This window comes from Achromobacter ruhlandii (genome assembly GCF_902859695.1).
Classification (GTDB): Bacteria; Pseudomonadota; Gammaproteobacteria; order Burkholderiales; family Burkholderiaceae_B; genus Achromobacter; species Achromobacter ruhlandii.
The window spans coordinates 134,117-159,420 of the sequence record NZ_CADIJL010000010.1 but is presented as its reverse complement, the minus strand read 5'-3'; the positions used below and the strand labels follow the sequence as shown (position 1 = coordinate 159,420).

Annotated in this window: 28 protein-coding genes; 19 read left to right on the top strand and 9 right to left on the bottom strand. The window is 68.6% G+C overall.

From position 1 onward, the window contains the following. Position 1: 1 nt before the first annotated feature. Positions 2 to 1,198 (bottom strand): alpha-D-ribose 1-methylphosphonate 5-triphosphate diphosphatase, encoded by a 1,197-nt coding sequence (locus HV742_RS14895; RefSeq protein ID WP_059272368.1) that lies wholly within the window; start codon positions 1,196 to 1,198, stop codon positions 2 to 4. Between the two features lie 98 nt (positions 1,199 to 1,296). Then, positions 1,297 to 2,019: a phosphonate metabolism transcriptional regulator PhnF gene (phnF, locus tag HV742_RS14890; RefSeq protein WP_049075519.1), complete on the bottom strand. Its 723-nt coding sequence runs from the start codon at positions 2,017 to 2,019 to the stop codon at positions 1,297 to 1,299. 184 nt (positions 2,020 to 2,203) lie between these two features. On the opposite strand from phnF, the gene phnG reads away from it, so the two are divergent. The 9 genes from phnG to HV742_RS14845 all read left to right on the top strand — a co-directional run bounded on the left by phnG (position 2,204) and on the right by HV742_RS14845 (position 9,107). Then, positions 2,204 to 2,674 carry a phosphonate C-P lyase system protein PhnG gene (gene phnG, locus HV742_RS14885; RefSeq protein ID WP_175145813.1) on the top strand — a complete coding sequence of 157 codons (471 nt, stop codon included), beginning with the start codon at positions 2,204 to 2,206 and terminating at the stop codon, positions 2,672 to 2,674. A gap of 1 nt (position 2,675) precedes the next feature. Then, the gene (gene phnH / locus HV742_RS14880) at positions 2,676 to 3,293 is read left to right on the top strand and encodes a phosphonate C-P lyase system protein PhnH (protein ID WP_175145812.1); all 618 of its coding nucleotides are present in this window, start codon (positions 2,676 to 2,678) and stop codon (positions 3,291 to 3,293) included. Between the two features lies 1 nt (position 3,294). Beyond that, positions 3,295 to 4,410: a carbon-phosphorus lyase complex subunit gene (locus HV742_RS14875; protein ID WP_175145811.1), complete on the top strand. Its 1,116-nt coding sequence runs from the start codon at positions 3,295 to 3,297 to the stop codon at positions 4,408 to 4,410. Continuing rightward, entirely contained in the window at positions 4,407 to 5,297 is an 891-nt protein-coding gene (locus HV742_RS14870) for an alpha-D-ribose 1-methylphosphonate 5-phosphate C-P-lyase PhnJ (protein ID WP_063585252.1), read from the top strand. Before HV742_RS14875 ends, HV742_RS14870 begins: the two co-directional genes overlap by 4 nt. Continuing rightward, a complete protein-coding gene (gene phnK, locus HV742_RS14865; protein ID WP_049075507.1) occupies positions 5,294 to 6,070 on the top strand; it encodes a phosphonate C-P lyase system protein PhnK in 777 nt (258 codons plus the stop codon). Before HV742_RS14870 ends, phnK begins: the two co-directional genes overlap by 4 nt. A gap of 2 nt (positions 6,071 to 6,072) precedes the next feature. After that, positions 6,073 to 6,789 carry a phosphonate C-P lyase system protein PhnL gene (gene phnL / locus HV742_RS14860; protein WP_049075505.1) on the top strand — a complete coding sequence of 239 codons (717 nt, stop codon included), beginning with the start codon at positions 6,073 to 6,075 and terminating at the stop codon, positions 6,787 to 6,789. Positions 6,790 to 6,791: 2 nt separating this feature from the next. After that, the gene (locus HV742_RS14855) at positions 6,792 to 7,991 is read left to right on the top strand and encodes an alpha-D-ribose 1-methylphosphonate 5-triphosphate diphosphatase (protein ID WP_175145810.1); all 1,200 of its coding nucleotides are present in this window, start codon (positions 6,792 to 6,794) and stop codon (positions 7,989 to 7,991) included. A 17-nt stretch (positions 7,992 to 8,008) separates the two neighbouring features. Further along, positions 8,009 to 8,551, top strand: a complete 543-nt coding sequence (locus HV742_RS14850; RefSeq protein ID WP_049075501.1) for an MOSC domain-containing protein — start codon at positions 8,009 to 8,011, stop codon at positions 8,549 to 8,551. A gap of 121 nt (positions 8,552 to 8,672) precedes the next feature. Next, positions 8,673 to 9,107 carry a hypothetical protein gene (locus HV742_RS14845; protein ID WP_049075499.1) on the top strand — a complete coding sequence of 145 codons (435 nt, stop codon included), beginning with the start codon at positions 8,673 to 8,675 and terminating at the stop codon, positions 9,105 to 9,107. A gap of 38 nt (positions 9,108 to 9,145) precedes the next feature. On the opposite strand, the gene HV742_RS14840 is transcribed toward HV742_RS14845, so the two are convergent. Beyond that, positions 9,146 to 9,523: a hypothetical protein gene (locus tag HV742_RS14840; RefSeq protein ID WP_049075497.1), complete on the bottom strand. Its 378-nt coding sequence runs from the start codon at positions 9,521 to 9,523 to the stop codon at positions 9,146 to 9,148. Positions 9,524 to 9,699: 176 nt separating this feature from the next. Next, positions 9,700 to 10,986 carry a dicarboxylate/amino acid:cation symporter gene (locus HV742_RS14835; protein ID WP_175145809.1) on the bottom strand — a complete coding sequence of 429 codons (1,287 nt, stop codon included), beginning with the start codon at positions 10,984 to 10,986 and terminating at the stop codon, positions 9,700 to 9,702. 305 nt (positions 10,987 to 11,291) lie between these two features. Between HV742_RS14835 and HV742_RS14830 the strand changes: the two genes are divergently transcribed. Both HV742_RS14830 and fba read left to right on the top strand, forming a co-directional pair. Beyond that, positions 11,292 to 12,191, top strand: a complete 900-nt coding sequence (locus HV742_RS14830; RefSeq protein ID WP_175145808.1) for an SMP-30/gluconolactonase/LRE family protein — start codon at positions 11,292 to 11,294, stop codon at positions 12,189 to 12,191. Between the two features lie 200 nt (positions 12,192 to 12,391). Next, the gene (fba, locus tag HV742_RS14825; protein ID WP_068980116.1) at positions 12,392 to 13,456 is read left to right on the top strand and encodes a class II fructose-bisphosphate aldolase; all 1,065 of its coding nucleotides are present in this window, start codon (positions 12,392 to 12,394) and stop codon (positions 13,454 to 13,456) included. A gap of 84 nt (positions 13,457 to 13,540) precedes the next feature. Here the strand turns inward: fba and HV742_RS14820 are convergent, their stop codons facing one another. Then, positions 13,541 to 13,996 carry a GFA family protein gene (locus HV742_RS14820; protein ID WP_020926728.1) on the bottom strand — a complete coding sequence of 152 codons (456 nt, stop codon included), beginning with the start codon at positions 13,994 to 13,996 and terminating at the stop codon, positions 13,541 to 13,543. Positions 13,997 to 14,168: 172 nt separating this feature from the next. Between HV742_RS14820 and HV742_RS14815 the strand changes: the two genes are divergently transcribed. From HV742_RS14815 to HV742_RS14790, 6 genes are all read left to right on the top strand, one after another. After that, on the top strand, positions 14,169 to 15,050 hold the full coding sequence (locus HV742_RS14815) for a phosphoribosylaminoimidazolesuccinocarboxamide synthase (RefSeq protein ID WP_049075485.1): 882 nt from the start codon (positions 14,169 to 14,171) through the stop codon (positions 15,048 to 15,050). A gap of 249 nt (positions 15,051 to 15,299) precedes the next feature. Continuing rightward, entirely contained in the window at positions 15,300 to 15,458 is a 159-nt protein-coding gene (locus HV742_RS14810) for a DUF5993 family protein (protein ID WP_006390808.1), read from the top strand. A 10-nt stretch (positions 15,459 to 15,468) separates the two neighbouring features. Then, complete coding sequence (locus HV742_RS14805) at positions 15,469 to 16,041, top strand: disulfide bond formation protein B (protein ID WP_175145807.1); 573 nt, start codon at positions 15,469 to 15,471, stop codon at positions 16,039 to 16,041. 74 nt (positions 16,042 to 16,115) lie between these two features. Beyond that, positions 16,116 to 16,637 carry a 5-(carboxyamino)imidazole ribonucleotide mutase gene (gene purE, locus HV742_RS14800; RefSeq protein ID WP_049075481.1) on the top strand — a complete coding sequence of 174 codons (522 nt, stop codon included), beginning with the start codon at positions 16,116 to 16,118 and terminating at the stop codon, positions 16,635 to 16,637. Positions 16,638 to 16,642: 5 nt separating this feature from the next. Further along, positions 16,643 to 17,833 (top strand): 5-(carboxyamino)imidazole ribonucleotide synthase, encoded by a 1,191-nt coding sequence (locus HV742_RS14795; RefSeq protein WP_175145806.1) that lies wholly within the window; start codon positions 16,643 to 16,645, stop codon positions 17,831 to 17,833. Positions 17,834 to 17,837: 4 nt separating this feature from the next. Beyond that, positions 17,838 to 18,884 carry an L-threonylcarbamoyladenylate synthase gene (locus tag HV742_RS14790; protein ID WP_175145805.1) on the top strand — a complete coding sequence of 349 codons (1,047 nt, stop codon included), beginning with the start codon at positions 17,838 to 17,840 and terminating at the stop codon, positions 18,882 to 18,884. A 12-nt stretch (positions 18,885 to 18,896) separates the two neighbouring features. On the opposite strand, the gene HV742_RS14785 is transcribed toward HV742_RS14790, so the two are convergent. From HV742_RS14785 to HV742_RS14770, 4 genes are read right to left on the bottom strand one after another with little or no spacing between them, the layout of a single operon-like run. Next, a complete protein-coding gene (locus tag HV742_RS14785; protein ID WP_049075473.1) occupies positions 18,897 to 19,724 on the bottom strand; it encodes an IclR family transcriptional regulator domain-containing protein in 828 nt (275 codons plus the stop codon). Next, complete coding sequence (locus tag HV742_RS14780) at positions 19,724 to 20,365, bottom strand: 3-oxoacid CoA-transferase subunit B (protein WP_175145804.1); 642 nt, start codon at positions 20,363 to 20,365, stop codon at positions 19,724 to 19,726. Before HV742_RS14780 ends, HV742_RS14785 begins: the two co-directional genes overlap by 1 nt. Before the next feature lie 10 nt (positions 20,366 to 20,375). Next, positions 20,376 to 21,056 carry a 3-oxoacid CoA-transferase subunit A gene (locus HV742_RS14775; RefSeq protein WP_054501052.1) on the bottom strand — a complete coding sequence of 227 codons (681 nt, stop codon included), beginning with the start codon at positions 21,054 to 21,056 and terminating at the stop codon, positions 20,376 to 20,378. A 51-nt stretch (positions 21,057 to 21,107) separates the two neighbouring features. Then, a complete protein-coding gene (locus HV742_RS14770; RefSeq protein WP_049075468.1) occupies positions 21,108 to 22,124 on the bottom strand; it encodes a Bug family tripartite tricarboxylate transporter substrate binding protein in 1,017 nt (338 codons plus the stop codon). Between the two features lie 354 nt (positions 22,125 to 22,478). On the opposite strand from HV742_RS14770, the gene HV742_RS14765 reads away from it, so the two are divergent. Continuing rightward, positions 22,479 to 23,501 carry an amino acid ABC transporter substrate-binding protein gene (locus HV742_RS14765; RefSeq protein WP_006385546.1) on the top strand — a complete coding sequence of 341 codons (1,023 nt, stop codon included), beginning with the start codon at positions 22,479 to 22,481 and terminating at the stop codon, positions 23,499 to 23,501. A 228-nt stretch (positions 23,502 to 23,729) separates the two neighbouring features. Next, the gene (locus HV742_RS14760) at positions 23,730 to 25,286 is read left to right on the top strand and encodes an acetolactate synthase large subunit (RefSeq protein WP_100504199.1); all 1,557 of its coding nucleotides are present in this window, start codon (positions 23,730 to 23,732) and stop codon (positions 25,284 to 25,286) included. Positions 25,287 to 25,304: the final 18 nt, after the last annotated feature.

Sequence of the window (25,304 nt, the reverse complement as noted above, 5' to 3'; positions counted from 1 at the left end):
ATCAGGCCGCCATGCGCTGATTGTGGTCGTCGCCGAAGGCACGGGTGGCGTAGCGCAGCTCGCCGCCGACGATGGCGGCGCAGACGCGCGGAAGGCCGGGCACGTGATCGTCGACCACGATGGCGTCGGCGATCAGTCCGGGCGCCAGCGCGCCGCGATCCCGCAGGCCGGCGGCGCGGGCCGGGTTCAGCGACACCAGGTTCCAGGCTTGTTCCAGCGGCAGCACGCCGTCGTTGGCCAGACGCAGCACGGCGGCCAGCGGCGCGGGATAGTAGTAGTCGGAGGTCAGGATGTCGCACAGGCCGGCGCGGATCATTTCAGTGGCGCTGGGGGCGTTGGTGTGGCTGCCGCCGCGCACCACGTTGGGCGCGCCGAAGACGACCGAGTTGCCCAGGTCGCGGGCCACGCTGGCGGCATCGCGCGTCAGCGGGAACTCCGCCACGCCGCAACCGAGCTGGTGGTAATAGCGGCGGGTGGCGGCGTCGGGGTCGTCGTGCGAGGCGACCCGCAGTCCGGCGGCCTGCGCGCTGGCGGTCAGCTCGCGCATGGCGTCGGCCACGGAGTCGGCCGCGCCCATGGCGCGGCGGATGCGTTCCTGGAAGGTGTCCAGGTCGCATTCGGCGCGGTCGGCGTACTGCAGCAGCTTGCGGTCGTCGCCCAGGCGGCGCGCCATGCTGGGCAGGTGGTCGTTGAGCGCCAGGAAGCGTACGCGGCCGTCGCGGATCCATTGCTGCGCGGTCTCGACCCCGCCCACGTGGTGGGTCTCGAACCGCAGGTGTACATAGTGGCGCGCGCCCATGATGGGTCCCATGCGCTCGAGCGCCGCGAACATGCGTTCGGCGTAGGCCTCGCCGCGCAGGCCGCCTTCCCAGGACAGGGTGACGCCGTGGAATTCGGTGGTGATGCCGTTGGCCAGCAATTGGCGGTCGACGTCGAACAAGGCGCCGTCGTAGGGGAACGTGACGCTGGGGCGCGGCATGATGGCGCGTTCGAAGGCGTCGCCATGCAGGTCGACGATGCCGGGCAGCACCAGCAGATTGCCGGCGTCGAACCAGGCCGCGCCGCGCGCGGCCGCGTTGCTGGCGTCGTCGATCAGTCCTCCATGGAATCGCAGGCTGGCGTGTTCGATGCCGCGCGGGGTCAGGATACGTTGGCCTGTGACACCGGCCAGGGGCGAGGGGGCGTGTGCTGGGTTCATGAATGGAAAGTTAGCGGCGTAGCATTACAACCAGATGTCTAGATGAGTGGAATCGCAGGGCGGCGCAAGCGGCCGCGCGCGGCCGCCGCGCATCGTCCTCAACTGTCGTCGGCCACCATGAGCTGGACCAGGTCGCCGACGAAACGGGTGATGCTGTATTGCAACGGCGCGCCGGCCTGGTCCACATTCAGGGCTTCCACCTGCAGGATCGGGCGCGTCTTGGGCTGACCCAGGATGCGTGCCACTTCCGGCGACGGCAGGGTGGCGGTGATGCGCGACCATTTTCGGGTGTAGTCGCCGATGTCATAGTGGGCGTAGACCTTCGAGACCGAGCGCAGCGCGTTCAGGCGCTCGATGAAGTCGGGGAAGCGCTTTTCATCGAAGTAGTGCTCGGAGGTGCTGATGGGGCGGTTCTCGGCCTTGCCCACCATCTGCACCCGCAGCAGCGGGGCATTGCGCGCCAGGCCCAGGTGTTTGGCGATGTCGGCGGCGCGCAGTGTCTGGCTGCCCAGGGCTTCGAGGTGCCCCAGCATGCCCTGGCTGCGCAGGTTCTCGGAAAAGCGCGTGCGCTTGCCGATGGCGTAGTCGATGGCGTGTTCCTGCACGAAGGTGCCGCGCCCCTGCTCGATGCGCACCAGTCCGCTCTGTTCCAACTCGCCCATGGCGCGCCGGATGGTGTGGCGATTGACGGAGAACTTGGCGGCCAGCTCCGGTTCGGAGGGCAACTGTTCGCCCGCCATGTACAGCTTGTTGCGGATGTCGTCCGCCAGCGATTCGCCAATCTGTCGCCACACGGCGATACCGGAACCTCTTTCGACCATGGGATGTGCTCGTGCTGTCATATCAGCTTCATCAAGAATGGCTGTGATTGTGCACCAAGCGGCGGACGCGGGATAGGCAATGCGTCCCCGCCGCAACTGTCATCAAAAATTCACGCCAGGCTGTTGAACTTGCTTCCGAACGCGATCATACTCCATCCAGTCGTCTAGACGTTTAGAGGAAACAATGGACCATCCACAAACCGCGCCGGGGGAAATCCAGGCGCAACGGGCCGCCTGGATGCGGGTGTTGGCACTGGCCGACCCCGCCATGCTGGAAGGGGCCTTCGGCTCGCTCGGCGGGGTGCCCTCGCATCAGATGCTGCGCCCGGCGCAGACCGGCATGGCCATGGTGCGGGCCCGGGGCGGCGGCACTGGCGCGCGTTTCAACCTGGGCGAAATGACGGTGACACGTTGCGCCGTCAGCCTGGACAACGGCGTGGTCGGCATCGCCTACGTGCAGGGCCGTTCGCTGCGCCATGCCGAGCAGGCCGCGGTGGCCGACGCGCTGCTGCAATTGCCCGACTGGCACGACACGGTGCAGGCGCAGCTGATTCAGCCGCTGGCGCGCGAACGCGCCGAGCGCGTCGAGCGCCAGGCGCGCGTCGCCGCGCAGACCAGGGTTGAATTCTTCACGATGGTGCGAGGCGAGGACTGACATGCATCAAGAACTTCTTGGCGCGGCCGCCGCGAGCCGCAAGCTGCTGCCGGGCTTCGCGGACCCGGTGAACGACGCGCAGGCCACCTTCCGCACCGCGCTCAACGCCATGGCGCATCCGGGCCGCGTGTACGAAGTGGCCGCCGCCAGCGGCGTGCCGGCCGGCCTGTCGCCGGCGCTGACCGCGCTGCTGCTGACGCTGGTGGACGTGGACACGCCGCTGTGGCTGCCGCAGGGCCTGGACGCCGGCGTGCTCGACTTCCTGCGTTTCCATTGCGCCTGCCCAATGGTGCCGTCGGCCTCCCTGGCGCGCTTCGCGGCGGTGCCGGCGGGCGGCAGCGCGCCCGCGCTGGCGTCGTGCCATCCCGGCGACCCGGCCTATCCGGATCTGTCCACGACGCTGCTCATCGAAGTCGCGTCGCTGGACGCCGGCGCCGAGGTCACGCTAACCGGCCCCGGCATCCAGAGCCGCCAGGCGCTGCGCGCCGCCGGCCTGCCGGACGGCTTCTGGCGCGACTGGCGCATCAACCATCAACGTTTCCCGCTGGGCGTCGACGTGTTCCTGACGCACGGGCGGCAACTGTGCGCGCTGCCTCGCGGCACGCGCGTGGAGAGCTGACATGTATGTAGCCGTCAAAGGGGGCGAACGCGCCATCCTCAATTCCTACCGCATGCTGGACGACTATCGGCGCGGCGACCGGGCCCTGCCCGAACTGAGCCTGGACCAGATCCGCGAACAGATGCCGCTGGCGGTGTCGCGCGTGATGGCCGAAGGCTCGCTCTACGATCCGCAACTGGCGGCGCTGGCGCTGAAACAGGCCGCCGGCGACGTGATCGAAGCGGTGTTCCTGCTGCGCGCCTACCGCACCACGCTGTCGCGCTACGGCTACACCCAGCCGATCGACACCGGCGCCATGCGCCTGCAGCGCCGCATCTCGTCGACTTTCAAGGACGTGCCCGGCGGCCAGATCCTCGGGCCGACCTACGACTACACCCAGCGCCTGCTGGACTTCTCGCTGGAGGCCGAGCGCGAGGCCGACGCCCTGCCGGCGGGCGGCGAGCCGCTGGACAGCGCCATGCCACGCGTCACCGACCTGCTGGCGCACGACGACCTGATCGACGCCGAGGCGGTGCCCGAGGGCGATCCCGAACCGTTCGACCTGACGCGCCAGCCGCTGGACTTTCCTGCCTCGCGCGCCGCTCGCCTGCAGAATCTGGCGCGCGCCGACGAGGGCTTCCTCTTGTCGATGGGCTATTCCACGCAGCGCGGCTACGGCAACACGCACCCGTTCGCCGCCGAGATCCGCTACGGCTTCGTGGAAGTCGAGATGCACATCGAGGAACTGGGTTTCGCCGTCACGGTGGGCGAGATCGAGATCACCGAATGCCAGATGGTGAGCCAGTTCGCCGGCAACGCCGAGGAAGGCCCCAAGTTCACCCGCGGCTATGGCCTGACGTTCGGCTATGGCGAGCGCAAGGCCATGTCGATGGCGCTGGTGGACCGCGCCATGAAGGCGCAGGAACTCGGCGAACGCGCCGACTCGCCTGCCAATGACCATGAGTTCGTGCTGTACCACAGCGACAACGTCGAGGCTTCCGGCTTCGTGCAGCACTTGAAGCTGCCGCACTACGTGGACTTCCAGGCCAACCTGGAGCTGCTGCGCCGCCTGCGCGCCGAGCGCGCCGCGCCGGCCCCCGAGAACACCCGCCAGCTGGACGAGGCCATTTCCTCATGACGACTTCCCCCACTCCCGGCGCCGCGGTCGAACGCGACGAACACTACAACTTCGCCTACCTGGACGAGTCCACCAAGCGCATGCTGCGCCGCGCGCTGCTCAAGGCGGTGGCGATTCCCGGCTACCAGGTGCCGTTCGGCAGCCGCGAGATGCCGCTGCCCTATGGCTGGGGCACGGGCGGCATCCAGGTGACCGCGTCGATCATCGGCCCGGGCGACGTGCTCAAGGTGATCGACCAGGGCTCGGACGACACCACCAACGCCATCAACATCCGCCGTTTCTTCGGCCGGGTGACCGGCGTGGCCACGACCGAATCGACCCGCGACGCCAGCATCGTGCAGACGCGCCACCGCATTCCGGAAACGCCGCTGCGGGCCGACCAGATCATGGTGTTCCAGGTGCCGATCCCCGAGCCGCTGCGCTGGCTCGAGCCGAGCGAGACCGAGACCCGCACCATGCACGCGCTGGCCGAATATGGCGGCATGCACGTCAAGCTGTACGAGGACATCGCCCAGCATGGCCACATCGCCACCACCTACGACTACCCGGTGATCGTCAACGACCGCTACATGATGCGGCCGTCGCCGATCCCGAAGTTCGACAACCCCAAGCTGGACAACAGCCCGGCGCTGATGCTGTTCGGCGCCGGCCGCGAGAAGCGGGTCTATGCGGTGCCGCCTTACACCCGGGTCAAGAGCCTGGACTTCGAGGACCATCCCTTCACCGTGGAGAAGTGGTCGGAATGCTGCGACGTGTGCGGCTCGCGCGACAGCTTTCTCGACGAGATCATCCTGGACGATGCCGGCACCCGCCGCTTCGTCTGCTCCGATACCGAATACTGCAACGACCGCCAGGCCGCGCAAGCCGAAAAGGAAGCCACCGCATGAACGCCCAACCCTTGCTTTCCGTGCGCGGCATGACGCGCACCTGGGACGGCGTGCACGGTTGCCGCAACGTCAGTTTTGATCTGTTCCCCGGCGAAGTGCTGTGCGTGGTGGGCGAATCCGGTTCCGGCAAGAGCACGTTGCTGTCGGCGGTGTCGTACCAGACCGCGCCCGACGCCGGCAGCGTCTGGTACGACACCCGCGACCAGGGTTTCACCGACCTGGCCGCGCTGTCCGGAGCGCGCCTGCGGCTGCTGGCCCGCACCGACTGGGGATTCGTGCGCCAGAACGCCCGCGACGGCCTGCGCATGCAGGTCAGCGCCGGCGCCAACATCGCCGAGCGCCTGATGGCGGTGGGCGACCGCCACTACGGCGAGTTGCGCCAGGCCGCGGGCAGCTGGCTGCGGAAGATGGAGATCGACGTCGGCCGCCTGGATGACGCGCCGGCTTCTTTCTCCGGCGGCATGCAGCAGCGCCTGCAGATTGCCCGCAACCTGGTGACCCATCCGCGCCTGGTGTTCATGGACGAGCCGACCGCGTCGCTCGACGTCTCGGTGCAGGCGCGCCTGCTGGACCTGCTGCGTCAGCTGGTAACCGACCTGGGCCTGGCCGCCATCGTCGTCACCCACGATCTGGCGGTGGCGCGCCTGCTGGCGCACCGCACCCTGGTGATGCGCGGCGGCGAGGTGGTCGAAAGCGGCCTGACCGACCAGATCCTCGACGATCCGCAGCATCCCTACACCCAGTTGCTGGTGTCTTCCATTTTGCAGAGCTGACCATGACTGTCGCGAAACCCATGATCGAGGTGCGGGGCCTCGGAAAGATGTTCACCTTGCATAACCAGGGCGGCATCCGCCTGCCGGTGCTGGAAGCGGTCGATTTCGACGCCGCCGCCGGCGACTGCCTGGTGCTGGCCGGCCCGTCGGGCACCGGCAAGAGCACCTTGCTGCGCTGCCTGTACGGCAATTACCTGGCCACCGAAGGCAGCATTCGCGTGCGCGCCGGCGATGACTGGGTCGAACTGGTCGGCGCGCCCGAGCAGCGCATCCTGGCGCTGCGGCGCGACGTCATTGGCTACGTCAGCCAGTTCCTGCGGGTGATCCCGCGCGTGTCGGCGCTGGACGTGGTGGCCGAGCCGCTGCGCATGGCCGGCGTCGAGCCGGACGAGGCGCGCGAGCGCGCCGGCGCCATGCTGCGGCGCCTGAACGTGCCGCAGCGCCTGTGGGGACTGGCGCCCGCCACCTTCTCGGGCGGCGAACAGCAGCGCGTCAACATCGCCCGCGGCTTCATCGCCCAGCATCCCATCCTGCTGCTGGACGAGCCGACCGCGTCGCTGGACCCGGACAACCGCGCGGTGGTGATGGCGCTGATCCATGAGGCGCGCGCCGCCGGCCGTTGCCTCCTGGGCATTTTCCACGACGCCGAAGTGCGCGACGCCGTGGCGTCCCGAATTCTGGCCTTGCGCCCCGCGCAGACCGCCGTCGAACTGGAGTGAGCATGACCAGCACCTACCTGACCCACGCCCGCGTCGTGTTGCCGGACCGCGTGCTGGAAGACAGCGCCGTCCTGATCGAGGACGGCGTCATCGCCGCCATCGCGCCCGACGGCGCCCGCGCCGCCCACGAGATCGACCTGCGCGGCCTGACGCTGGTGCCGGGCCTGATCGACCTGCACTGCGACGCCATCGAAAAGGAAGCCGAGCCGCGCTCGAAGGTGCTGTTCCCGCTGGACTTCGCGGTAGCGCAGGTGGACCGCCGCAACGCCGCGGCCGGCATCACCACGCCCTACCACGCGCTGTCGTTCGCCAACAGCGACCTGGGCGTGCGCAACAACGAGACCGCCGCCCAGGTGGTGCGCGGCGTGCGCGCCTTCCGCCAGCACAGCCTGGTCGACAACCGCGTGCACTGCCGCTACGAAGTCACCGACGCGACCTCGGTGCCGGTGCTGCAGCAGTTGATGGACGAGGGCGCGGTGGACCTGCTGTCGGTGATGGACCACTCGCCCGGCCAGGGCCAGTTCAAGACGCTGGAGTCGTACCTGCAATACATGATCGGCAACCACGCCATGAGCCGCGAGCAGGCCGAAGCGGCCGCGCAGGCCAAGACCCGCGCCAAGGACGGCGCGGTGCAGCGGGTCGAGACCCTGCTGGCGCACGCGCGCGGCCTGGGCATCCCGACCGCCAGCCATGACGACGATTCGATCCATCGCATCGCCACCATGCGCAACCTGGGCGTGGCGATGAGCGAATTCCCGATCACCCTGGACACCGCCCGCGCCGCCGTCTCCTGCGGCCTGCCCACCATCCTGGGCGCGCCCAACGTGCTGCGCGGCAAGAGCCAGAGCGGCTCGATGCGCGCCATCGACGCGATCCGCGCCGGCGTGGCGAGCTGCCTGTGCTCGGACTACCAGCCCTCGACGCTGATCGCCGCGGCCTTCGCTGTGGCGGCGCAGACCGACCTGACGCTGCCGCAGGCGCTGGCGCTGGTCACCGCCAATCCGGCCGATGCCTGCGGCCTGTCGGATCGCGGCCGCATCGCGGTGGGACTGCGCGCCGACCTGGTGGCGGTGGCGCAGGTCGGCGCGTTGCCGCTCATCAGCTACACCTGGAGCGCCGGCCGGCTGGTGTTCTCGACCCACTATCCGTCCGCCCGCCTGCCGGCGCCTGCCGCCGAAGCGCGCGGCCTGGTGGCGGCTTGATCCGGCGGGAGCAAAGCATGGGGGCGATCGTGACCGCCGTGGCCGCCAGCGCGGCGCACGGCTTTTCCAAGCAGGTGCGCCCGGCCATCGTGCTGCGGCAGGGCGAGGGCGTGGAGGGCGATGCCCATGCCGGCGTGACGGTCAGGCATCGTTCGCGCGTCAAGGTCGATCCGACCCAGCCCAACCTGCGCCAGGTGCACCTGATTCATGGCGAACTGCACGACGAACTGCAGGCGGCCGGCTTCAATGTGGCCGAAGGGACGATGGGCGAGAACATCACCACCCGCGGCATCGATCTGCTGGGCCTGCCGCGCGGCGCGTGCCTGCACATCGGGCCGCAGGCGGTGGTGCAGGTCACTGGCCTGCGCAACCCTTGTTCGCAACTGGACCACTACCAGAAGGGGCTGACCGCCGCCGTGCTCGGGCGCGACGCCGCCGGCGGCCTGATCCGCAAGGCCGGGGTCATGGGCATCGTGCTGGCCGGCGGCGCGGTGCGGGCCGGGGATGCCATCCGGGTGGCGTTGCCGGCGCCGCCGCATCTGCCCCTCGAACGGGTCTGACGGCGCCCGGCGACAAACCTTGTCGCCGGACAAGCGGCGGACACGCGCATCTGGTTAAATGGGTAACGACGAGGTGGCCGCGGCTTGCGCGGCCCGTCTCCCTTATTTTCCGGAGCGCACGATGGCACGATTCAATTTCACCCAGGACCCCGAAGAACCCGATCTCTGGGCCGCGGAAAACGTGCCCGTGGGCGAGGGCCGCCCGCCGATCCACGTCATGGTCCAGACCGACGGCGAAGAGCCGGATGGCGCGGCTTCCAAGGTGGTCAAGGCCATCATCGGCAATCTCGACGAGCAGATCCTGGCCGCGGCCGATTTCCTGCTCGACAACTACTCGTACGAGCACTACAAGAAGCTCGGCATCGAGGACGACCAGCTGTTGCGCGAGGAAACCGCCGAAGCCATGGCCGAGAAGGCCGTGCTGCGCGCGCTGTGGCTGTTCGACGAGGACGGCGATGGTTACGAGCTGTGGTTCACGCTGCCGTGGGACCCCGTCCACACCTACGACGTCGAATTCGAGGACGGCGCCCCGGTGTCGTGCTCGGTCAACGACTGAGCCTTCCTGCCGCGCCGCCTCCCGGGGCGGCCGCGCGTTCAGCGGGCCAGTTCGAAGCGGGTCGCGCGGGCCTCGCCCAGCGACTCGTCATAGCGATAGCGCAGTTTCAGCGCCTTGCCCTTGCGCACGGCGGCCATGTCGGCGCCGTCCAGCGCCACGTCGATCTGGCGGTCGACGAATTCGGTGCAGTCGGTATCGGCGCGCGCGCCCTCGGGGATATCGGCCGCCTTCACATTCAGCCGGAACAACAGATGCGAGACCTCGGTGCCGTCGGTACGGTACTGGCGCATCTGCACGGGTGGGTTGGCAACGGTGCCGGACAGGTCGCAGGCAATGCGGGTCCAGGCGTGGGCGCTGGGCAGGACGGCCATCAGGACGGCCGCCGCGAGCGCGTGGCGCGGGCGTGGCGATTTCATGGCTATGCAATGAGCACCGCCTTGGCGCGGTGCCCTTAAGGGGTGCCGAAGGGCTTCCATGTTGCGCCGGGCGTGTGCGCCGGTCAAGGCCGGCCGCCGCATGAAAAAAGGCCCCGCATCACCTGCGGGGCCTTTGCCGTACTACCGGACAACGCCCTGGCGCGGTCGCGCCGCGTTCAGGCGTCGCGCGTCGCCGTCTGCGTGGCCGGCGCGGACTCGGCGTTGGGCGCCAGGTCCTCTTCCTTGCCTTCCATCTTGGCGATGACGGCGGTGGCCAGGCTGTTGCCGACCACGTTGGTGGCGGTGCGGCCCATGTCGAAGAACTGGTCGATGCCCATGATCAGCAGCAGGCCGGCCTCGGGCAGGTGGAACATCGGCAGCGTCGCCGCCACCACCACCAGCGAAGCGCGCGCCACGCCGGCCATGCCCTTGCTGGTTACCATCAGCACCAGCAGCAGCGTCAGCTGCTGCGAGAAGCTCATCTCGATGTTGTAGGCCTGGGCGATGAACAGCACCGCGAACGACTGGTACATCATCGAGCCGTCCAGGTTGAACGAGTAGCCCAGCGGCAGCACGAAGCCCGAGATGCGCTTGGACACGCCGAAACGCTCCAGCGCCTCGATGGTCTTGGGGTAGGCCGATTCGCTGCTGGCGGTCGAGAAGGCCAGCAGGGTCGGCTCCTTGATCAGGCCGCCCAGGCGGAAAGTGGACTTGCCCAGGAACAGGTAGCCGACGCCGAACAGGATCGCCCACAGCAGCGCCAGGCCCAGGTAGAACTCGCCGATCAGCTTGCCGTAGCTGAGCAGCACGCCCAGGCCCTCGGTGGTGATGGCGGCGGCCATGGCGGCGAACACGCCCAGCGGCGCGAAGCGCATCACGTAGTCGGTGACGCGGAACATGATCTTGGCCAGCTCGTCGATCATGGTGTAGATGGTGTTGTGGCCCTTGCCGCGGAGGAACGACAGCGCCGCGCCGAAGAACAGCGAGAACACCAGGATCTGCAGGATCTCGTTGTTGGCCATGGCTTCGGCGATGCTCTTGGGGAACACATGCGCGATGAAGGCCTTGAGGGTGAAGTCGCCGGTCTTCAGGCCCGCCGTGGCGGCCGCGTCGGGCAGCGCCAGGTTCAGGTGCGCGCCGGGCTGGAAGATGTTGACCAGCGCCAGGCCCAGCAGCAGCGAGATGGCCGAGGCGGCGATGAACCAGAACATGGCGCGCAGGCCGATGCGGCCGACGGCGCTGGCGTCGCTCATGCTGGCCAGGCCGGACACCAGGGTGGCGAATACCAGGGGCGCGATGATCATCTTGATCATGCGCAGGAAGATGTCGGTGATGAGGCTGAAGTACGAGGCGATGTCCTTGGCCTCTTGCGCGTTCTGCGCGTACTTGTTGCAGAAATAGCCCACCACGACGCCCAGCACCATGGCAATGCCGATGTAACGCGTCAGCTTCTTAGTATTCATCTTCAAAAACAGGAAAACAGGGACCTGGTCGGTCGGCCGTACAGGCCTTACCCGCCGGCATGGGGCGGGGCGAAACGGTCCAATGACGGATATGCCGGAAGGGACCCGGAGCGGCGCGGGTTAACCCTTGGGGCGCGATGTTAACGCCGCGAACCTGACAGTTAGTTGTCAGGTTGGGGACGGGTCATACCTGACTGCCACGGCTGCCGGGTCATGACAAAATGGTCCGGCCTGGGCGGCTGCGCGCCGCCCGGCGACACAAAAAAAGGGCCATACAGGCCCGCCCCCCTATAGGAGACAGAGCTATGCCGAAACGCGAATTGTCCGTGCTGGTGTCGGGGTATACCTACCTGGAAGGCCTGCGCTGGCACGAAGGACGCCTGTGGGCCTCCGATTTCTACACGGGCAAGGTGATCGCCGTCGACCTGCAGGGGCGGGCCGAGGTGATCTGCCGGGTGCTGGAACAGCCTTCCGGCCTGGGCTGGCTGCCCGACGGGCGGCTGCTGATCTCTTCCATGAAAGACCGCAAGCTGCTGCGGCGCGAGGCGGACGGCCGGCTGGCGCCCCACGCGGACCTGTCGGCATTGACCGGCGGCCCCATCAACGACCTGGTGGTCGATGCCCAGGGCCGCGCCTACGTCGGCAATTTCGGTTTCGACCTGATGGCCGGCGCGCCTTTCGCCACCACCACGCTGGTGCGGGTGGACCCGGACGGAGTGGCGCAGGTGGTGGCGGACGGATTGTGGTTCCCCAACGGCTCCTTCATCACGCCGGACGGCAAGACCCTGATCGTCAACGAGACCTTCGGCAACCGGATCTCGGAATTCGATATCCTGGCGGACGGCGCGCTGGGGCCGCGGCGCGACTGGGCCCACTTTGGCGCCTTGCCGGATTCCGACGACCTGTCAGTGCTGATCGCGGCCTCGGCCATCGGCCCGGACGGCGGCGCGCTGGACGCCGAGGGCGCGCTGTGGGTGGCCGACGCCATCGGCAAGCGCATTGTGCGGGTGGCGCGCGGCGGCAGGATTTTGGAACAGATCGATACCGGCGAACTAGGCATCTTCGCCGCCGCCCTGGGCGGGCCGGACGGTAGAACGCTGTTCATGGCGGCCGCGCCCGACTTCATCGAGGCCAACCGCCGCGCCAAGCCGGAAGGGCGGATCCTGGTGACCGAGGTGGACGTGCCGCACGCGGGACGGCCCTGAGCGGCGCTGCCCGGCCGCGTCCCGGGGCGATTCCGGCCGGATGGCGGACGCGGCCCGCGCGCGGCTCGGGCGGCCGGTTTAGTCCTGGTGGATAGGGATACCGGCCGTTTCAAGACCTTTCTCTGAATCCCCCGTAAAATCCCCCCATCCCGCTTGATTTCAACCATCTTTCAATCGACAGTACCTAAGGAGGACCACACATGGCCCTAGTCTCCATGCGCCAGTTGCTCGACCACGCCGCCGAGCACGGCTACGGCATTCCGGCATTCAACGTCAATAACCTGGAACAGGTCCAGGCCATCATGGAAGCCGCGGCGGAGACCGACAGCCCGGTGATCATGCAGGCCTCGGCCGGCGCCCGCAAGTACGCCGGCGAAGGTTTTCTGAAGCACCTGATCCAGGCCGCCGTGGAGTCCTACCCGCACATCCCCGTGGTCATGCACCAGGACCACGGCCAGTCGCCCAAGGTCTGCCAGGGCGCCATCGACCTGGGCTTCTCCAGCGTCATGATGGACGGCTCGCTCAAGGAAGACGGCAAGACCATCGCCGACTACGACTACAACGTCGACGTCACCAAGAAGGTGGTGGACGTGGCCCACAAGCTGGGCGTGACGGTCGAAGGCGAACTGGGCTGCCTGGGCTCGCTCGAAACCATGGAAGGCGACAAGGAAGACGGCCACGGCGCCGACGGCAAGCTGACCATGGACCAACTGCTGACCGACCCGGAGCAGGCCGCCGACTTCGTGCGCCGCACCCAGCTGGACGCCCTGGCCATCGCCATCGGCACCAGCCACGGCGCCTACAAGTTCACGCGCAAGCCCACCGGCGACATCCTGTCGATCGCCCGCATCAAGGAAATCCACGCCCGCCTGCCCAACACCCACCTGGTGATGCACGGCAGCTCCAGCGTGCCGCAGGAACTGCTGGCCGAGATCCGTGAATTCGGCGGCAACATGAAGGAAACCTACGGCGTGCCGGTCGAGGAAATCCAGGAAGCCATCAAGTACGGCGTGCGCAAGATCAATATCGACACCGATATCCGTCTGGCCATGACCGGCGCCATCCGCCGCTTCTTCGCTGAGAACCCCGAGAAGTTCGACCCGCGCGAATACCTGAAGCCGGCCCGCGCCGCCGCCAAGGCGATCTGTGTGGCTCGCTACACCGAGTTCGGCACCGCCGGCAACGCCAGCAAGATCAAGGCCCTGCCGCTGACCGAAATCGCCGCCCAGTACGCCTCGGGCAAGCTGGCCCAGGTGGTGCAGTAAGTCGCCAGCCGCCTCCCTTGCTGGGGGCGGGCAGCAAAAAGGCGGGCCCGCGAGGCCCGCCTTTTTCTTTGCGCGCCGCCCCTGTCAGGCGGGCGGTGCGTTGCGCGGGAAATGCGGCACGGTCCTGTCCACGTGATGCCAGGATGGGGCCGAGTCCGTCCACATGGTGACGCGGGTATGGAAGGCCTCGGGGTCGTCCAGCGAGCCAGCCCGCACCACCTCGTAGCCCATGCCGTCGGAGCCGCCGAACAGCGGCGTGCCACAGTCGGCACAGAAGCTGCGCATGACGGTGTGGCCGGAATCGCCCTGGTAGCGGTGCTCGCGCGCCTTGCCGCGCAGCAGGGTGACCGAGCCGGCCGGCAGGATCAGCGCGTGGGCCGGCGCGCCGCCGCTGGAATACTGGCAATCGCGGCAATGACAGGTGGCCGCCATGATCGGCTCTTCGGTCACCGCGTAGCGCACCGCGCCGCATTGGCAGCCGCCGGTCAGGTGGACCTGCGCGTCGGCGTGGGGCGGGCGTTTCTGGGTTGCATCCTGCATACGACTGTGTCTCCTCCAGGTGAAAAGGGGGCGCCGTGACGCGGTGCGCGGCCGGCGCATTTTTTGGAATCCGGCCAGACTAACCCGGGGCCCGCCGCGCGGCAAGACGGGGCTATTTGCAGTAACCTATGCGCTTTGCGCGACCCCCATTTTTGCCATAGGCCATTTTTCCGTGACTTCTGCTTTGCATCAATCCAGCATCAAGTCCTTGCCGCTGCTGGGCCGCGGTAAGGTCCGCGACATGTACGCGGTGGGCGACGACAAGTTGCTGATCGTCGCGTCGGACCGCATCTCGGCGTTCGACGTCATCCTCGACGATCCCATCCCCGGCAAAGGGCAGGTGCTGACCGAACTGACCGAGTTCTGGCTGCAGAAGCTGGCCCACATCCTGCCGAACCACTCCACCGGCATCAAGCCCGAAGACGTGGTGGCGCCCGATGAAGTCGACCAGGTGCGCGGCCGCGCCGTGGTGGTCAAGCGCCTCAAGCCGATCCTGGTGGAAGCGGTGGCCCGCGGTTACCTGATCGGTTCCGGCTGGAAGGACTACCAGGCCACCGGCGCCGTCTGCGGCATCAAGCTGCCCGCCGGCCTGCAGCAGGCCAGCCAGTTGCCCGAGCCGATCTTCACGCCGGCCGCCAAGGCCGAGTTCGGCATGCACGACGAAAACGTCGATTTTGCCCACGTGGTCAAGGAAGTCGGCCAGGAGATGGCCGAGCGCATCCGCGACGTCACGCTCAAGCTGTATGCCGAGGCCGCCAAATTCGCCGCCACCAAGGGCATCATCATCGCGGACACCAAGTTCGAGTTCGGCCTGGACGACGACGGCACGCTGTACCTGATGGACGAAGTGTTGACGCCCGATTCCTCGCGCTTCTGGCCGGCCGACGGCTACCGCGTGGGCATCAGCCCGCCTTCGTTCGACAAGCAGTTCGTGCGCGACTGGCTCGAGACCCAGACCTGGGACAAGACCCCGCCCGCGCCGCGCCTGCCCCAGGACGTGCTGGAAAAGACCGCCGCCAAGTACCGCGAAGCGCTCGACCGCCTGGTCGCCTGACGCGCGCGCCGCGCCCCCCGAGAGCCGCCCGTGAACCGGGCGGTTTTTTTTGTCCGCGCCGGCCGGACGGTCAGGGAAATCCCTGCTTTTCCGTAAAAATTATTGCGTATTGTTACGCTATACTCGCCGGCAACCTGCATCCGGAGGCTGGCGGCGCGCCCGCGTGGCCTCCTTTCCGCCAACTTGCCGGACGCGGCCCGCTGCCGCCGCCCGGGCGCATCGCCCACCGGACGAAGAAAGGAGCCGCGCATGATCATGATGTTGCCTTTCCTGACCGGCCTGGTCGCCGTGTGGTTCGGCCTGCTGGGCAAGCGCCGTCCCTGCGTCGCCTTCTGGCTGATCACCCTGGGCGTGTTCGCCGCCTGGTGCCAGTTCCACATGACCAGCCCGCTGGCGCTGTCGCTGTAGGCCCGCCGACATGATCTTTTCCCGCAACCCGGCGCGCGGCTCGCGCGTGCTCAATGCGCTGGCCCTGCTGGGCGTGACCGCGATCCTGGGACTGGCCTTCGCCTGGCAATTCGCCTACGACGAGCCGCCGTGCCCGCTCTGCCTGCTGCAGCGCGTGGCCTTCATGCTGGCCGGGGTGGGATTGCTGCTGAACCTGCGGCTGGGCCCGTCGCCCATGCACTACGCCATGACGATTGCCGCCTCGCTCGGCGGCATGGTGGCGGCGGGCCGCCAGGTGCTGCTGCACATCGCGCCGGGCGACCCGGGCTATGGCACGCCGTTCCTGGGCCTGCACTTCTACACCTGGGCTTTTATCGCCTTCTGCGTCCTGATCGTGTTCTGCGTGCTGATGCTGTCGGTGGATCGCAAATGGGGCGACAACATGCTCAAGCGGCCGGTGTCGGCGCTGGGTGTGATCATCATGGCCCTGTTTTTCATCCTGGTGCTCGCCAACCTGGGCAGCACCACGCTGCAATGCGGTTTCGGGCCCTGCCCGGACAATCCCACCGGCTATCTCTGGCTGGGTTCGGGCGATACGCCATAGGGGTGGCGCCGGCGCCGGGTAAAATACCGGGTTTCGCGGCACCGCCGCGGCCTTTCAACGACTCGACACCGGTTATGACAGCCAAGACTTCCGCAGCGGCGCAGGCCACCCCCGTGGTGGGCGTGATTATGGGTTCCTCCAGCGATTGGGAGGTCATGAAGCACGCCGTCACCATGCTCGAAGACTTCGGCGTGCCGTACGAGGCGCGCGTGATTTCCGCGCACCGCATGCCGCAGGACATGGCCGAGTATGGCGCCGCCGCGTTTGATCGCGGCCTGCGCGGCATCATCGCCGGCGCCGGCGGCGCGGCCCACCTGCCGGGCATGATGGCGGCCCTGACAGACGTGCCGGTGTTCGGCGTGCCGGTGCCGTCCAAGTACCTGCGCGGCGAGGATTCGCTGCTGTCCATCGTGCAGATGCCCAAGGGCGTGCCGGTGGCCACCTTCGCCATCGGCGAGGCCGGCGCCGCCAACGCCGCGCTGCACCTGATCGCCACGCTGGCGGGCACCGATGCCGGCCTGCGCAAGAAGCTGGTGGCATTCCGCGCGCGCCAGACGCAGGCGGCGCGCGACATGAAGGTTCCGCCCGAGGCCTGATCCCCATGACGCAATCGACTGCTTTCACCATTGCCCCCGGCGGCTGGCTCGGCCTGCTGGGCGGCGGCCAACTGGGCCGCATGTTCTGTCACGCGGCGCAAAGCCTGGGCTACAAGGTCGCGGTGCTGGACCCGGCCGCCGAATGCCCGGCGGGCATGGTGGCGGACCTGCACATCCAGGCCGCCTATGACGACGAAGACGGTTTGGCGCGCCTGGCGCAGACCTGTCAGGCGGTCACCACCGAATTCGAGAACGTGCCGGCCGACAGCCTGCGCGCGCTGGCGGCCCGCTGCCGCGTCAGCCCGGCCGCCGACGCGGTCGCCATCGTGCAGGACCGCATCGCCGAGAAGGCCTTCATCGCCAGCCAGGGCATCCCCGTCGCGCCGCACGCCGCCATCCGCAGCGAGGCCGACCTGCGCGCCGCGCCCGACAGCCTGTTCCCCGGCATCCTCAAGGTCGCGCGCCTGGGTTACGACGGCAAGGGCCAGGCCCGCATCGATTCGCGCGAGGCCGCGCTGGCCGCGTTCGCCGAGTTCGGCGGCGTGGCCTGCGTGCTGGAGGCGCTGATGCCGCTGGACTACGAGATTTCGGTCGTGCTCGCGCGCGGTTTCGACGGTTCCAGCGTGGTGTTCCCGGTGGCGCGCAATGTGCACCGCGACGGCATCCTGGCCGTGTCGACGGCGGCGCCGGTCAAGCTCGACGCCGCCCACGCCGAACGCCAGGCGCAGGCCACCGCGGCCGCGCAGGCCATCGCGCAGGGCCTGGGCTACCACGGCGTGCTGTGCGTGGAATTCTTCGTGCTCCGGGACGGCAGCCTGATCGTCAACGAGATCGCGCCGCGTCCGCACAACAGCGGCCACTACACCATGGACGCCTGCCTCACCAGCCAGTTCGAGCAGCAGGCGCGCGCCATGGCCGGCCTGCCGCTGGGCGGCACCGACCTGCTGGCGCCCGCCGTGATGCTGAACCTGCTGGGCGACATCTGGTATCCGTCGGCCTCCGGCGACGCGCAGCGCGAGCCCGACTGGGCCGCCGCGCTGGCGGTGCCCACGGCCAAGCTGCACCTGTACGGCAAGCGCGAGGCGCGCCGCGGGCGCAAGATGGGCCACGTCACCATCGTCGCGCCGACGCTGCAGCAGGCCCAGGCCGACGCGGCGCGTGTCGCCGCCGCGCTGGGCATGCAGGCGCCCGAGTAACGCCATGTCCGCTTCGCCCGACTCCGCCAGCGCCGCGGACATCGCCGACGCCGCCCGGCGCCTGCTGGCCGGCGAGCTGGTCGCGTTCCCGACCGAGACCGTCTACGGCCTGGGCGCGGACGCCGAGAACCCGCAGGCCGTGGGCAGGATCTACGCCGCCAAGGGCCGGCCGTCGAACCACCCGGTGATCGTGCACATCGCGCCGCAGGGCGACCTGTCGTACTGGGCGGCCGAGGTGCCGCCTGAGGCGCGTCTGCTGATCGACGCCTTCTGGCCCGGTCCGCTGACGCTGATCCTCAAGCGCGCGCCGCACATCGCCGACACCGTCAGCGGCGGCCAGGACAGCATCGGCATCCGCTGCCCCTCGCATCCGGTGGCGCAGGCGCTGCTGGCGGCGTTCGCGGCCGGCAAGCCGAACGGGCAGGGCGGCGTGGCCGCGCCGTCGGCCAACAAGTTCGGCCAGGTATCTCCCACCCGCGCCGACCACGTGCGCCACGAATTTCCCGACGAGGTCGCGGCCGGCATGCCGGTGCTGGAAGGCGGCGCCGCCGAGGTCGGCATCGAATCGACCATCCTGGACCTGTCGCGGCTGGACCGCGGCGCCGGCCCGGTGCTGCTGCGCCCCGGCCATATCAGCACCGCGCAGATCGAGGCCGTGCTGGGTGTGCAGGTGTTCGCGCCCGACGCCGCCGCGCCGCGCGCCTCGGGCACGCTCAAGGCGCACTATGCGCCGCGCACGGCGCTGGAACTGGCGTCCGACGCGCGCCTGCAAGCCGCGCTGCAAGGCCGCGGCCTGCCGCCGGGCAAGGTCGTGGTGGTGGCGTACACGCCGCCGCCGGCGGCCGTCGATGCGCGCATCCAGTGGCAACAGGTGCCGGCCGATCCGGCGCGCTACGCCCAGGCGTTGTACGCGTTGTTGCGCGACCTGGACGGCCAGGGCTTCGCGCGCATCATCGTGCAGGCGCCGCCGGACAGCGAGGCGTGGCACGCGGTCAACGACCGCATCGGCCGCGCCGCCGCCGCGTTCACGCTCGACACCACCGACCTGTAGGGGGGCGGCCGTTCAGGCCGCCAGGAATTCCCCGATCCTGGCCACCGCCTGGCGCATCGGCGCCAGGAATTCTCCCGTCAATCGCTCCAGCGGCACCCGCGCCGCCTTGACGCTGACGTTGACGGCGCCGCAGGCCTTGCCGCTGGCCGAGCGCACCGGCACCGAGATGGCGCGCACATTCAATTCGAGTTCCTGGTCGACCACCGCGTAGTCCTGCTCGCGGATGCGCGCCAGCTCGGCCCGCAGCCGCGCTTCGGTGGTGATGGTGAACTCGGTGTAGGGTTGCAGTTCGATGGCGGCGAAGTAGCGCGCCAGCGCCGGCTCGGACAACTGCGCCAGCAGCACGCGGCCGATCGAGGTGCAATAGGCCGGCAGCCGGCTGCCCAGCCCCATCGAGGTGGCCAGCAGCCGGTTCACTTCCGAGCGCGCCAGGTAGAGCATTTCGTGCCCTTCCATGATGGCCAGCGCGCAGGTCTCGTTGACGCTGGCGCTCAGTTCTTCCAGCACCGGTTGCGCCAGCGAGACGAACGGCGTGGACGAGAAGTAGGCGTAGCCCAGCCCCAGGATGCGCGGCGTCAGGATGTACTGGCGGCCATGCTGTTCGGCGATGCCCAGCAGGATCAGCGTGTGCAGGCAGCGTTGCACCACCGCGCGCGGCAGGCCGGCGCGGCGCGCCAGTTCGGCCGCGGTCTGCGGATGGCGACGGGTGCCGAAGGCGCGGATCACGTGCAGGCCGCGCGCCAGCGTCAGCATGTAGTCGGGATCGCCGCGCAACTGATCAGGGTGATCCTCGGGAGCGAGGGGCGCGGCGTAGCCGGGCGGGGGAAGGTGGGGCAGCATCAGCCTGCGCGCAGCGGCGCGCCGGTGCGTGCCTGCAGCGCTGTCAATGTCATGCCTTCGATCATATCCCGGACCCACAGGCCGTCGGGCGTGACGTCGATCACGGCCAGGTCGGTGTAGATGCGGTCGACCACGCCGGCGCCGGTCAGCGGATAGGCGCAGCGCTCGACGATCTTGGGCGAGCCGTCCTTGCTGTTGTGCTCCATCAGGATGTAGACGCTGCGGGCGCCCACCGCCAGGTCCATGGCGCCGCCCACGGCCGGCGCCTCACCGGGCTTGTTGAGCGACCAGTTGGCCAGGTCGCCGTTGGCCGCGACCTGCATGCCGCCCATGACGCAGATGTCCAGGTGGCCGCCGCGCATCATGGCGAAGGAGTCGGCATGATGGAAGTAGGCGCCGCCGTCGAGCAGCGTCACCGGCTGCTTGCCGGCGTTGATGAGGTCCAGGTCGATGTCGTCCTCGGCCGGCGGCGGGCCCATGCCGAGAATGCCGTTTTCGCTGTGCAGCACGATCTCACGGCCGGCGGGCAGGTGCGCGGCCACCAGCACCGGCATGCCGATGCCCAGGTTGACGTAGCTGCCGTCGGGAATGTCTTGCGCCAGGCGCCGCGCCATGGCTTCGCGGGTCAGGGGAGTGGGCATGGGGAATCCTTCAACTGGAGAACGCGGAGTGCGCCACCTGGGTGACGCGCTTGACGAAGATGCCCGGCGTCACCACGGCCTCGGGCGACAGCTCGCCCAACGCCACCTTGGCGCGCACCTGCACGATGGTGGTTTTCGCGGCCATGCACATGATGGGGCCGAAGTTGCGGGCGCTCTTGCGGTAGGTGAGATTGCCCCAGCGGTCGGCCAGGTCGGCCTTGACCAGCGCGAAGTCGCCGTGCAACGGGGTTTCGAAGACATGGCCGCGGCCGTCGATGATGCGGGTTTCCTTGCCGGCGGCCAGTTCGGTGCCATAGGCCGTGGGGGTGAAGAAGCCGCCCAGGCCGGCGCCGGCGGCGCGCAGCCGTTCGGCGATGGTGCCCTGCGGCACGCATTCCAGTTCGATGGCGCCGCGCCGGTACAGGTCGTCGAAGACCCACGAATGCGAGGCCTTGGGAAACGAGCAGATCACCTTGCGCACGCGGCCGGCCTTGATCAGCGCGGCCAGGCCGGTCTCGTGGTTGCCGGCGTTGTTGCTGACCACGGTGAGTTCGCGCGCGCCCTGCTCGATCAGGGCGTGCAGCAGTTCGGTGGGCATGCCGGCGCCGCCGAAGCCGCTGACCAGCACGGTGGCGCCGTCGTGGATGTCGGCCACGGCGGCGGCGGGGGTGTCGATGAACTTGTCGATCATGGTTGCCTTCGTATCAGGCGGGGCGCGGGTTGCCGGCGCGCCCCGCGGCCATCAGTCCACGGTGATGCGGGCCTGCTTGATGATTCCCGCATAGCGCGCCGAGTCCTGCTTCATCAGTTCGGCGAACTGCGCCGAGGTGCCGCTGGCCGGCAGGAAGCCGGCGTCCAGGAATTTCTGGCGCACGTCCGGCTCCTGCACGATCTCGCTGATCTCGCGCGCCATGCGTTCGATGATCGGCTTGGGCGTGTTGGCCGGCGCCATCAGGCCGGCCCACGAACCGGTGACGAAGCCCGGCATGCCGGCTTCCTCCATGGTGGGTATCGACGGCTCGGTCGGCCAGCGCTGCCGGCCGGTGAAGCCCAGCGCCTTCAGGCGGTTCTGTTTGACGTACTGCATCGGCACCAGGATCGGGTCGAACACCATCGACACCCGGCCGCCCAGCAGGTCGGTGAGGATCGGCGCGCTGCCCTTGTAGGCCACGTGCGTCATGGTGATGTTGTTGCGCAGCGCGAAATCGGCGCCGGTCAGGTGCGCGCTGGAGCCGTTGCCGCTGGAGGCGTAGGTGAGCTTGTCGGGATGCTTGCGGGCGTATTCCACCAGTTCGGCGACGCTGTTGACAGGCAGGTCCTGCGCCACGAACAGGAACAGCGGCAGGTCGGCCATCTGCGCCACGGGAACCAGATCGTCCGGCTTGTAGCCCAGTTTGTAGAGATGGAAGTTGATGATGTAGGCCGGCAGGATCGACAGGAAGGTGTAGCCGTCCGGGTCGGCTTTGGCCGCGATCGCCGAGCCCACGCTGCTGTTGGCGCCGGGGCGGTTCTCGACAATGATGGTCTGCTTCAGGCGCGGGCCGAGCTTTTCGACCACGATGCGCGTGACGATGTCGGTAGAACCGCCCGGGGTATAGGGCACGATGATCTTGATGGGTTTGCTGGGCCAGTCCTGCGCGTGGGCGGGGCCGGCGGCCAGGCCGGTGGCGGCCAGGGCGGTGCAGAGCAGGGTCTTGAGGGCGTTGCGGCGGTGCCTTGCCGCGAGGCTGCCGGGCTGCGGTTTCCTTGCAAGTGCCATGGATTTGTCTCCTCCATGAGTCGGCCGTGTGCCCGTGTGCGTCCCGGGTTTTTGTTGTGGCGCGGCCGGTTTTTCTGTGAGTTGGTGAGTGCGCCGTCCAGCGGACAGGACGCGAAAAAAGTATGGCACGCAGGGGTCGCCCGACCGCCGCGCGGACCTGTCAATAAAGTTCGATCACCGGACTTCGAGTGCATTTCCGCTACCGCTTGCTACTCGGGTTTCCTCTAGGCTCGCGCGCGTTGTTCACGCCGTGGACATGGCGTAATCTGGCGGCCGGCCCGCAAAGCATGGGCTTGGTTTCAGCCGCGGCAGGCCTACAGGCCGGCGCGGGCATCTAATTCAGGAGAAGCAATAATGAAGCGGTTGATTTCGTTTGCTGCCGGCGCGCTTGCCCTGGCGTGCGCATCCCAGGCGGCGGTGGCCGGCCCCACGCTGGATGCGGTCAAGAAGAAGGGGTACGTGCAGTGCGGCCTGACCGACGGCGTCTCGGGCTTCTCGGCCACCAACAGCAAGGGTGAATGGGAAGGCATGGACGTGGACATCTGCCGCGCCGTCGCCGCCGCCGTGTTTGGCGACCCGACCAAATTCAAGGGCACCGCGCTGTCGACCCAGCAACGCTTCACCGCGTTGCAATCGGGCGAAGTCGACGTGCTGCTGCGCACCGTCACGCTGACGCAGACCCGCGACACCTCGCTGGGCCTGTCGGCCGTGGCCGCCAGCTTCTATGACGGCCAGGGCATCCTGGTGAACAAGAAGCTGGGCGTGAAAAGCGCCAAGGAACTGAACGGCGCCACCGTCTGCGTGCAGCCGGGCACCACCACCGAACTGAACCTTGCCGACTGGTTCCGCGCCAACAACATCGAATTCAAGCCGGTCGTGATCGACAAGGTCACCGAAGTCGTGCGCGCCTTCGAGTCGGGCCGTTGCGATGCCTTCACCGACGACGCCTCGCAGCTGGCCGCCGTGCGCGCCACGCAGGTCGCCAAACCGGACGACTACGAGATCCTGCCGGAACGCTTCTCCAAGGAGCCGCTCGGCCCCATGGTGCGCCAGGGCGACGAGAACTGGCTGGGCATCGTCCGCTGGACGCTGTTCGCGCTGCTGGAAGCCGAGGAATACGGCATCACGCAGAAGAACGTGGACGAGATGCTCAAGAGCAACAACCCCAACATCTCGCGCATCCTGGGCGTGACGCCGGGCGCCGGCAAGAACATGGGCCTGGACGAGAAGTGGGCCTACAACGCCATCAAGGCCGTGGGCAACTACAGCGAAGTGTTCGAGCGCAACGTCGGCAAGGACAGCAAGCTGGGCCTGCAACGCGGCACCAACGCGCTGTGGAGCAAGGGCGGCGCGATGTACCCGTGGCCGATCCGCTGATCGCGGTGACCTGAGCACGAACGGCCCGCCTTGCGCGGGCCGTTTTGTTTCCGGCGCTTGCCGGCGCCGCGGCCGCCCTGGAAATTCCGGCTGCCGGAACCCCCGAAATGGTTCCATGCCGGGCGCCGCAAATGGCTCTAGCCGGTTTGCGTTACCCTCCCTATGATTGCCGGGGAAGGGCGCGCAGCCGCTTGCGCCCGCCCGATACAAAACAACCAGGGAAACACGATGAACGGCGCTGATAGTCTTTGCGATACCCTTCTGGCCAATGATGTGGACGTCTGCTTTGCCAACCCGGGCACGTCCGAGATGCACTTCGTCGCGGCGCTGGATCGCAAACCGAAGATGCGCTGCGTGCTGGGCCTGTTCGAAGGCGTGGTGACGGGCGCCGCCGATGGCTACGCGCGCATGGCCGACAGGCCGGCGGCGACGCTGCTGCACCTGGGGCCGGGCCTGGGCAACGGCCTGGCCAACCTGCACAACGCCAAGCGCGCGCGCACGCCGATGGTCAACATCGTCGGCGATCACGCCACCTACCACGTGCAGTACGACGCCCCGCTCACCAGCGACGTCGAAGGCGTGGCGCGGCCCATGTCGCACTGGGTCAAGCGCGGCATGTCGGCCGAATCGATGTCGGCCGATGCCGCCGAGGCCATTGCCGTGGCGCGCCGCCATCCGGGCAACATCGCCACCCTGATCCTGCCGGCCAACTCCGCCTGGACCGAGCTGCCGGCCGACACCGCGGTGGCCAAGGTGGTCGACGAGGCCGTGCCGCACACCACCATCGAAGCGGTGCGCGCCGCCGCCAAGGCGATCCGCTCCGGCGAAACCACCACGCTGCTGCTGGGCAGCACCGCGCTGCGCGAACGCGCGCTCAAGGCCGCCGGCCGTATTGCCCGCGCCACCGGCGTGCGGCTCATGTCCGAGACCTCCAACCGCCGTGTCGAGCGCGGCGGCGACCGCACGCCGGTGGACCGGCTGCCGTACCCGATTGACCTGGCGGTGGCCAAGCTCAAGGACGTGCGCCACCTGGTGCTGGTCGGCGCCAAGGCCCCGGTGGGCTTTTTCGCCTATCCCGGCAAGCCCAGCCTGCTGGCGCCAGAGGACTGCGAGAAGATCGTGCTGGCCACCGTCGAGCAGGACCTGGCGCATGCGCTGGAATGGCTGGCCGACGAACTCGGCATCGCCGCCGACGCGCCGCGCCTGGCGGCGCCCGCGCCGGCCTACGAGGTGCCGGCCAGCGGCAAGCTGACCGGCGCCGCCGTCAACATCCTGGTGGCGCACCACTTGCCCGAGAATGCCATCGTCTGCGACGAGTCCATCACCCAGGGCCGCGAATTCCCGATCTACAGCGCCAGCAGCGCGCCGCATGACTGGCTGATGCTGACAGGCGGCGCCATCGGCATCGGCCTGCCGCTGGCGGCGGGCGCGGCGGTGGCCTGCCCGGACCGCAAGGTCATCACCCTGCAGGCGGACGGCAGCGGCATGTACACCTTGCAGGCGCTGTGGACGCAGGCGCGCGAGAATCTGGACTGCCTGACGGTGATCCTGGCCAACCGTTCCTACGCCACGCTGCATGGGGAGATGAAGAACGTGGGCGTGCAGGAGCCGGGCCGCAACGCGCGCCGCATGCTCGACCTGGAAGAACCCTATCTGGACTGGACGCACCTGGCGCGCGGCATGGGCGTGGAGGCGGTCAGCGTCGATACCGTGGAAGGCTTCGCCCGCGCCTTGCAGGACGGCCTGAAGCGCCGCGGCCCGTTCCTGATCGAAGCGCTGATCTGACGCGCCCGCCCCGCGTCG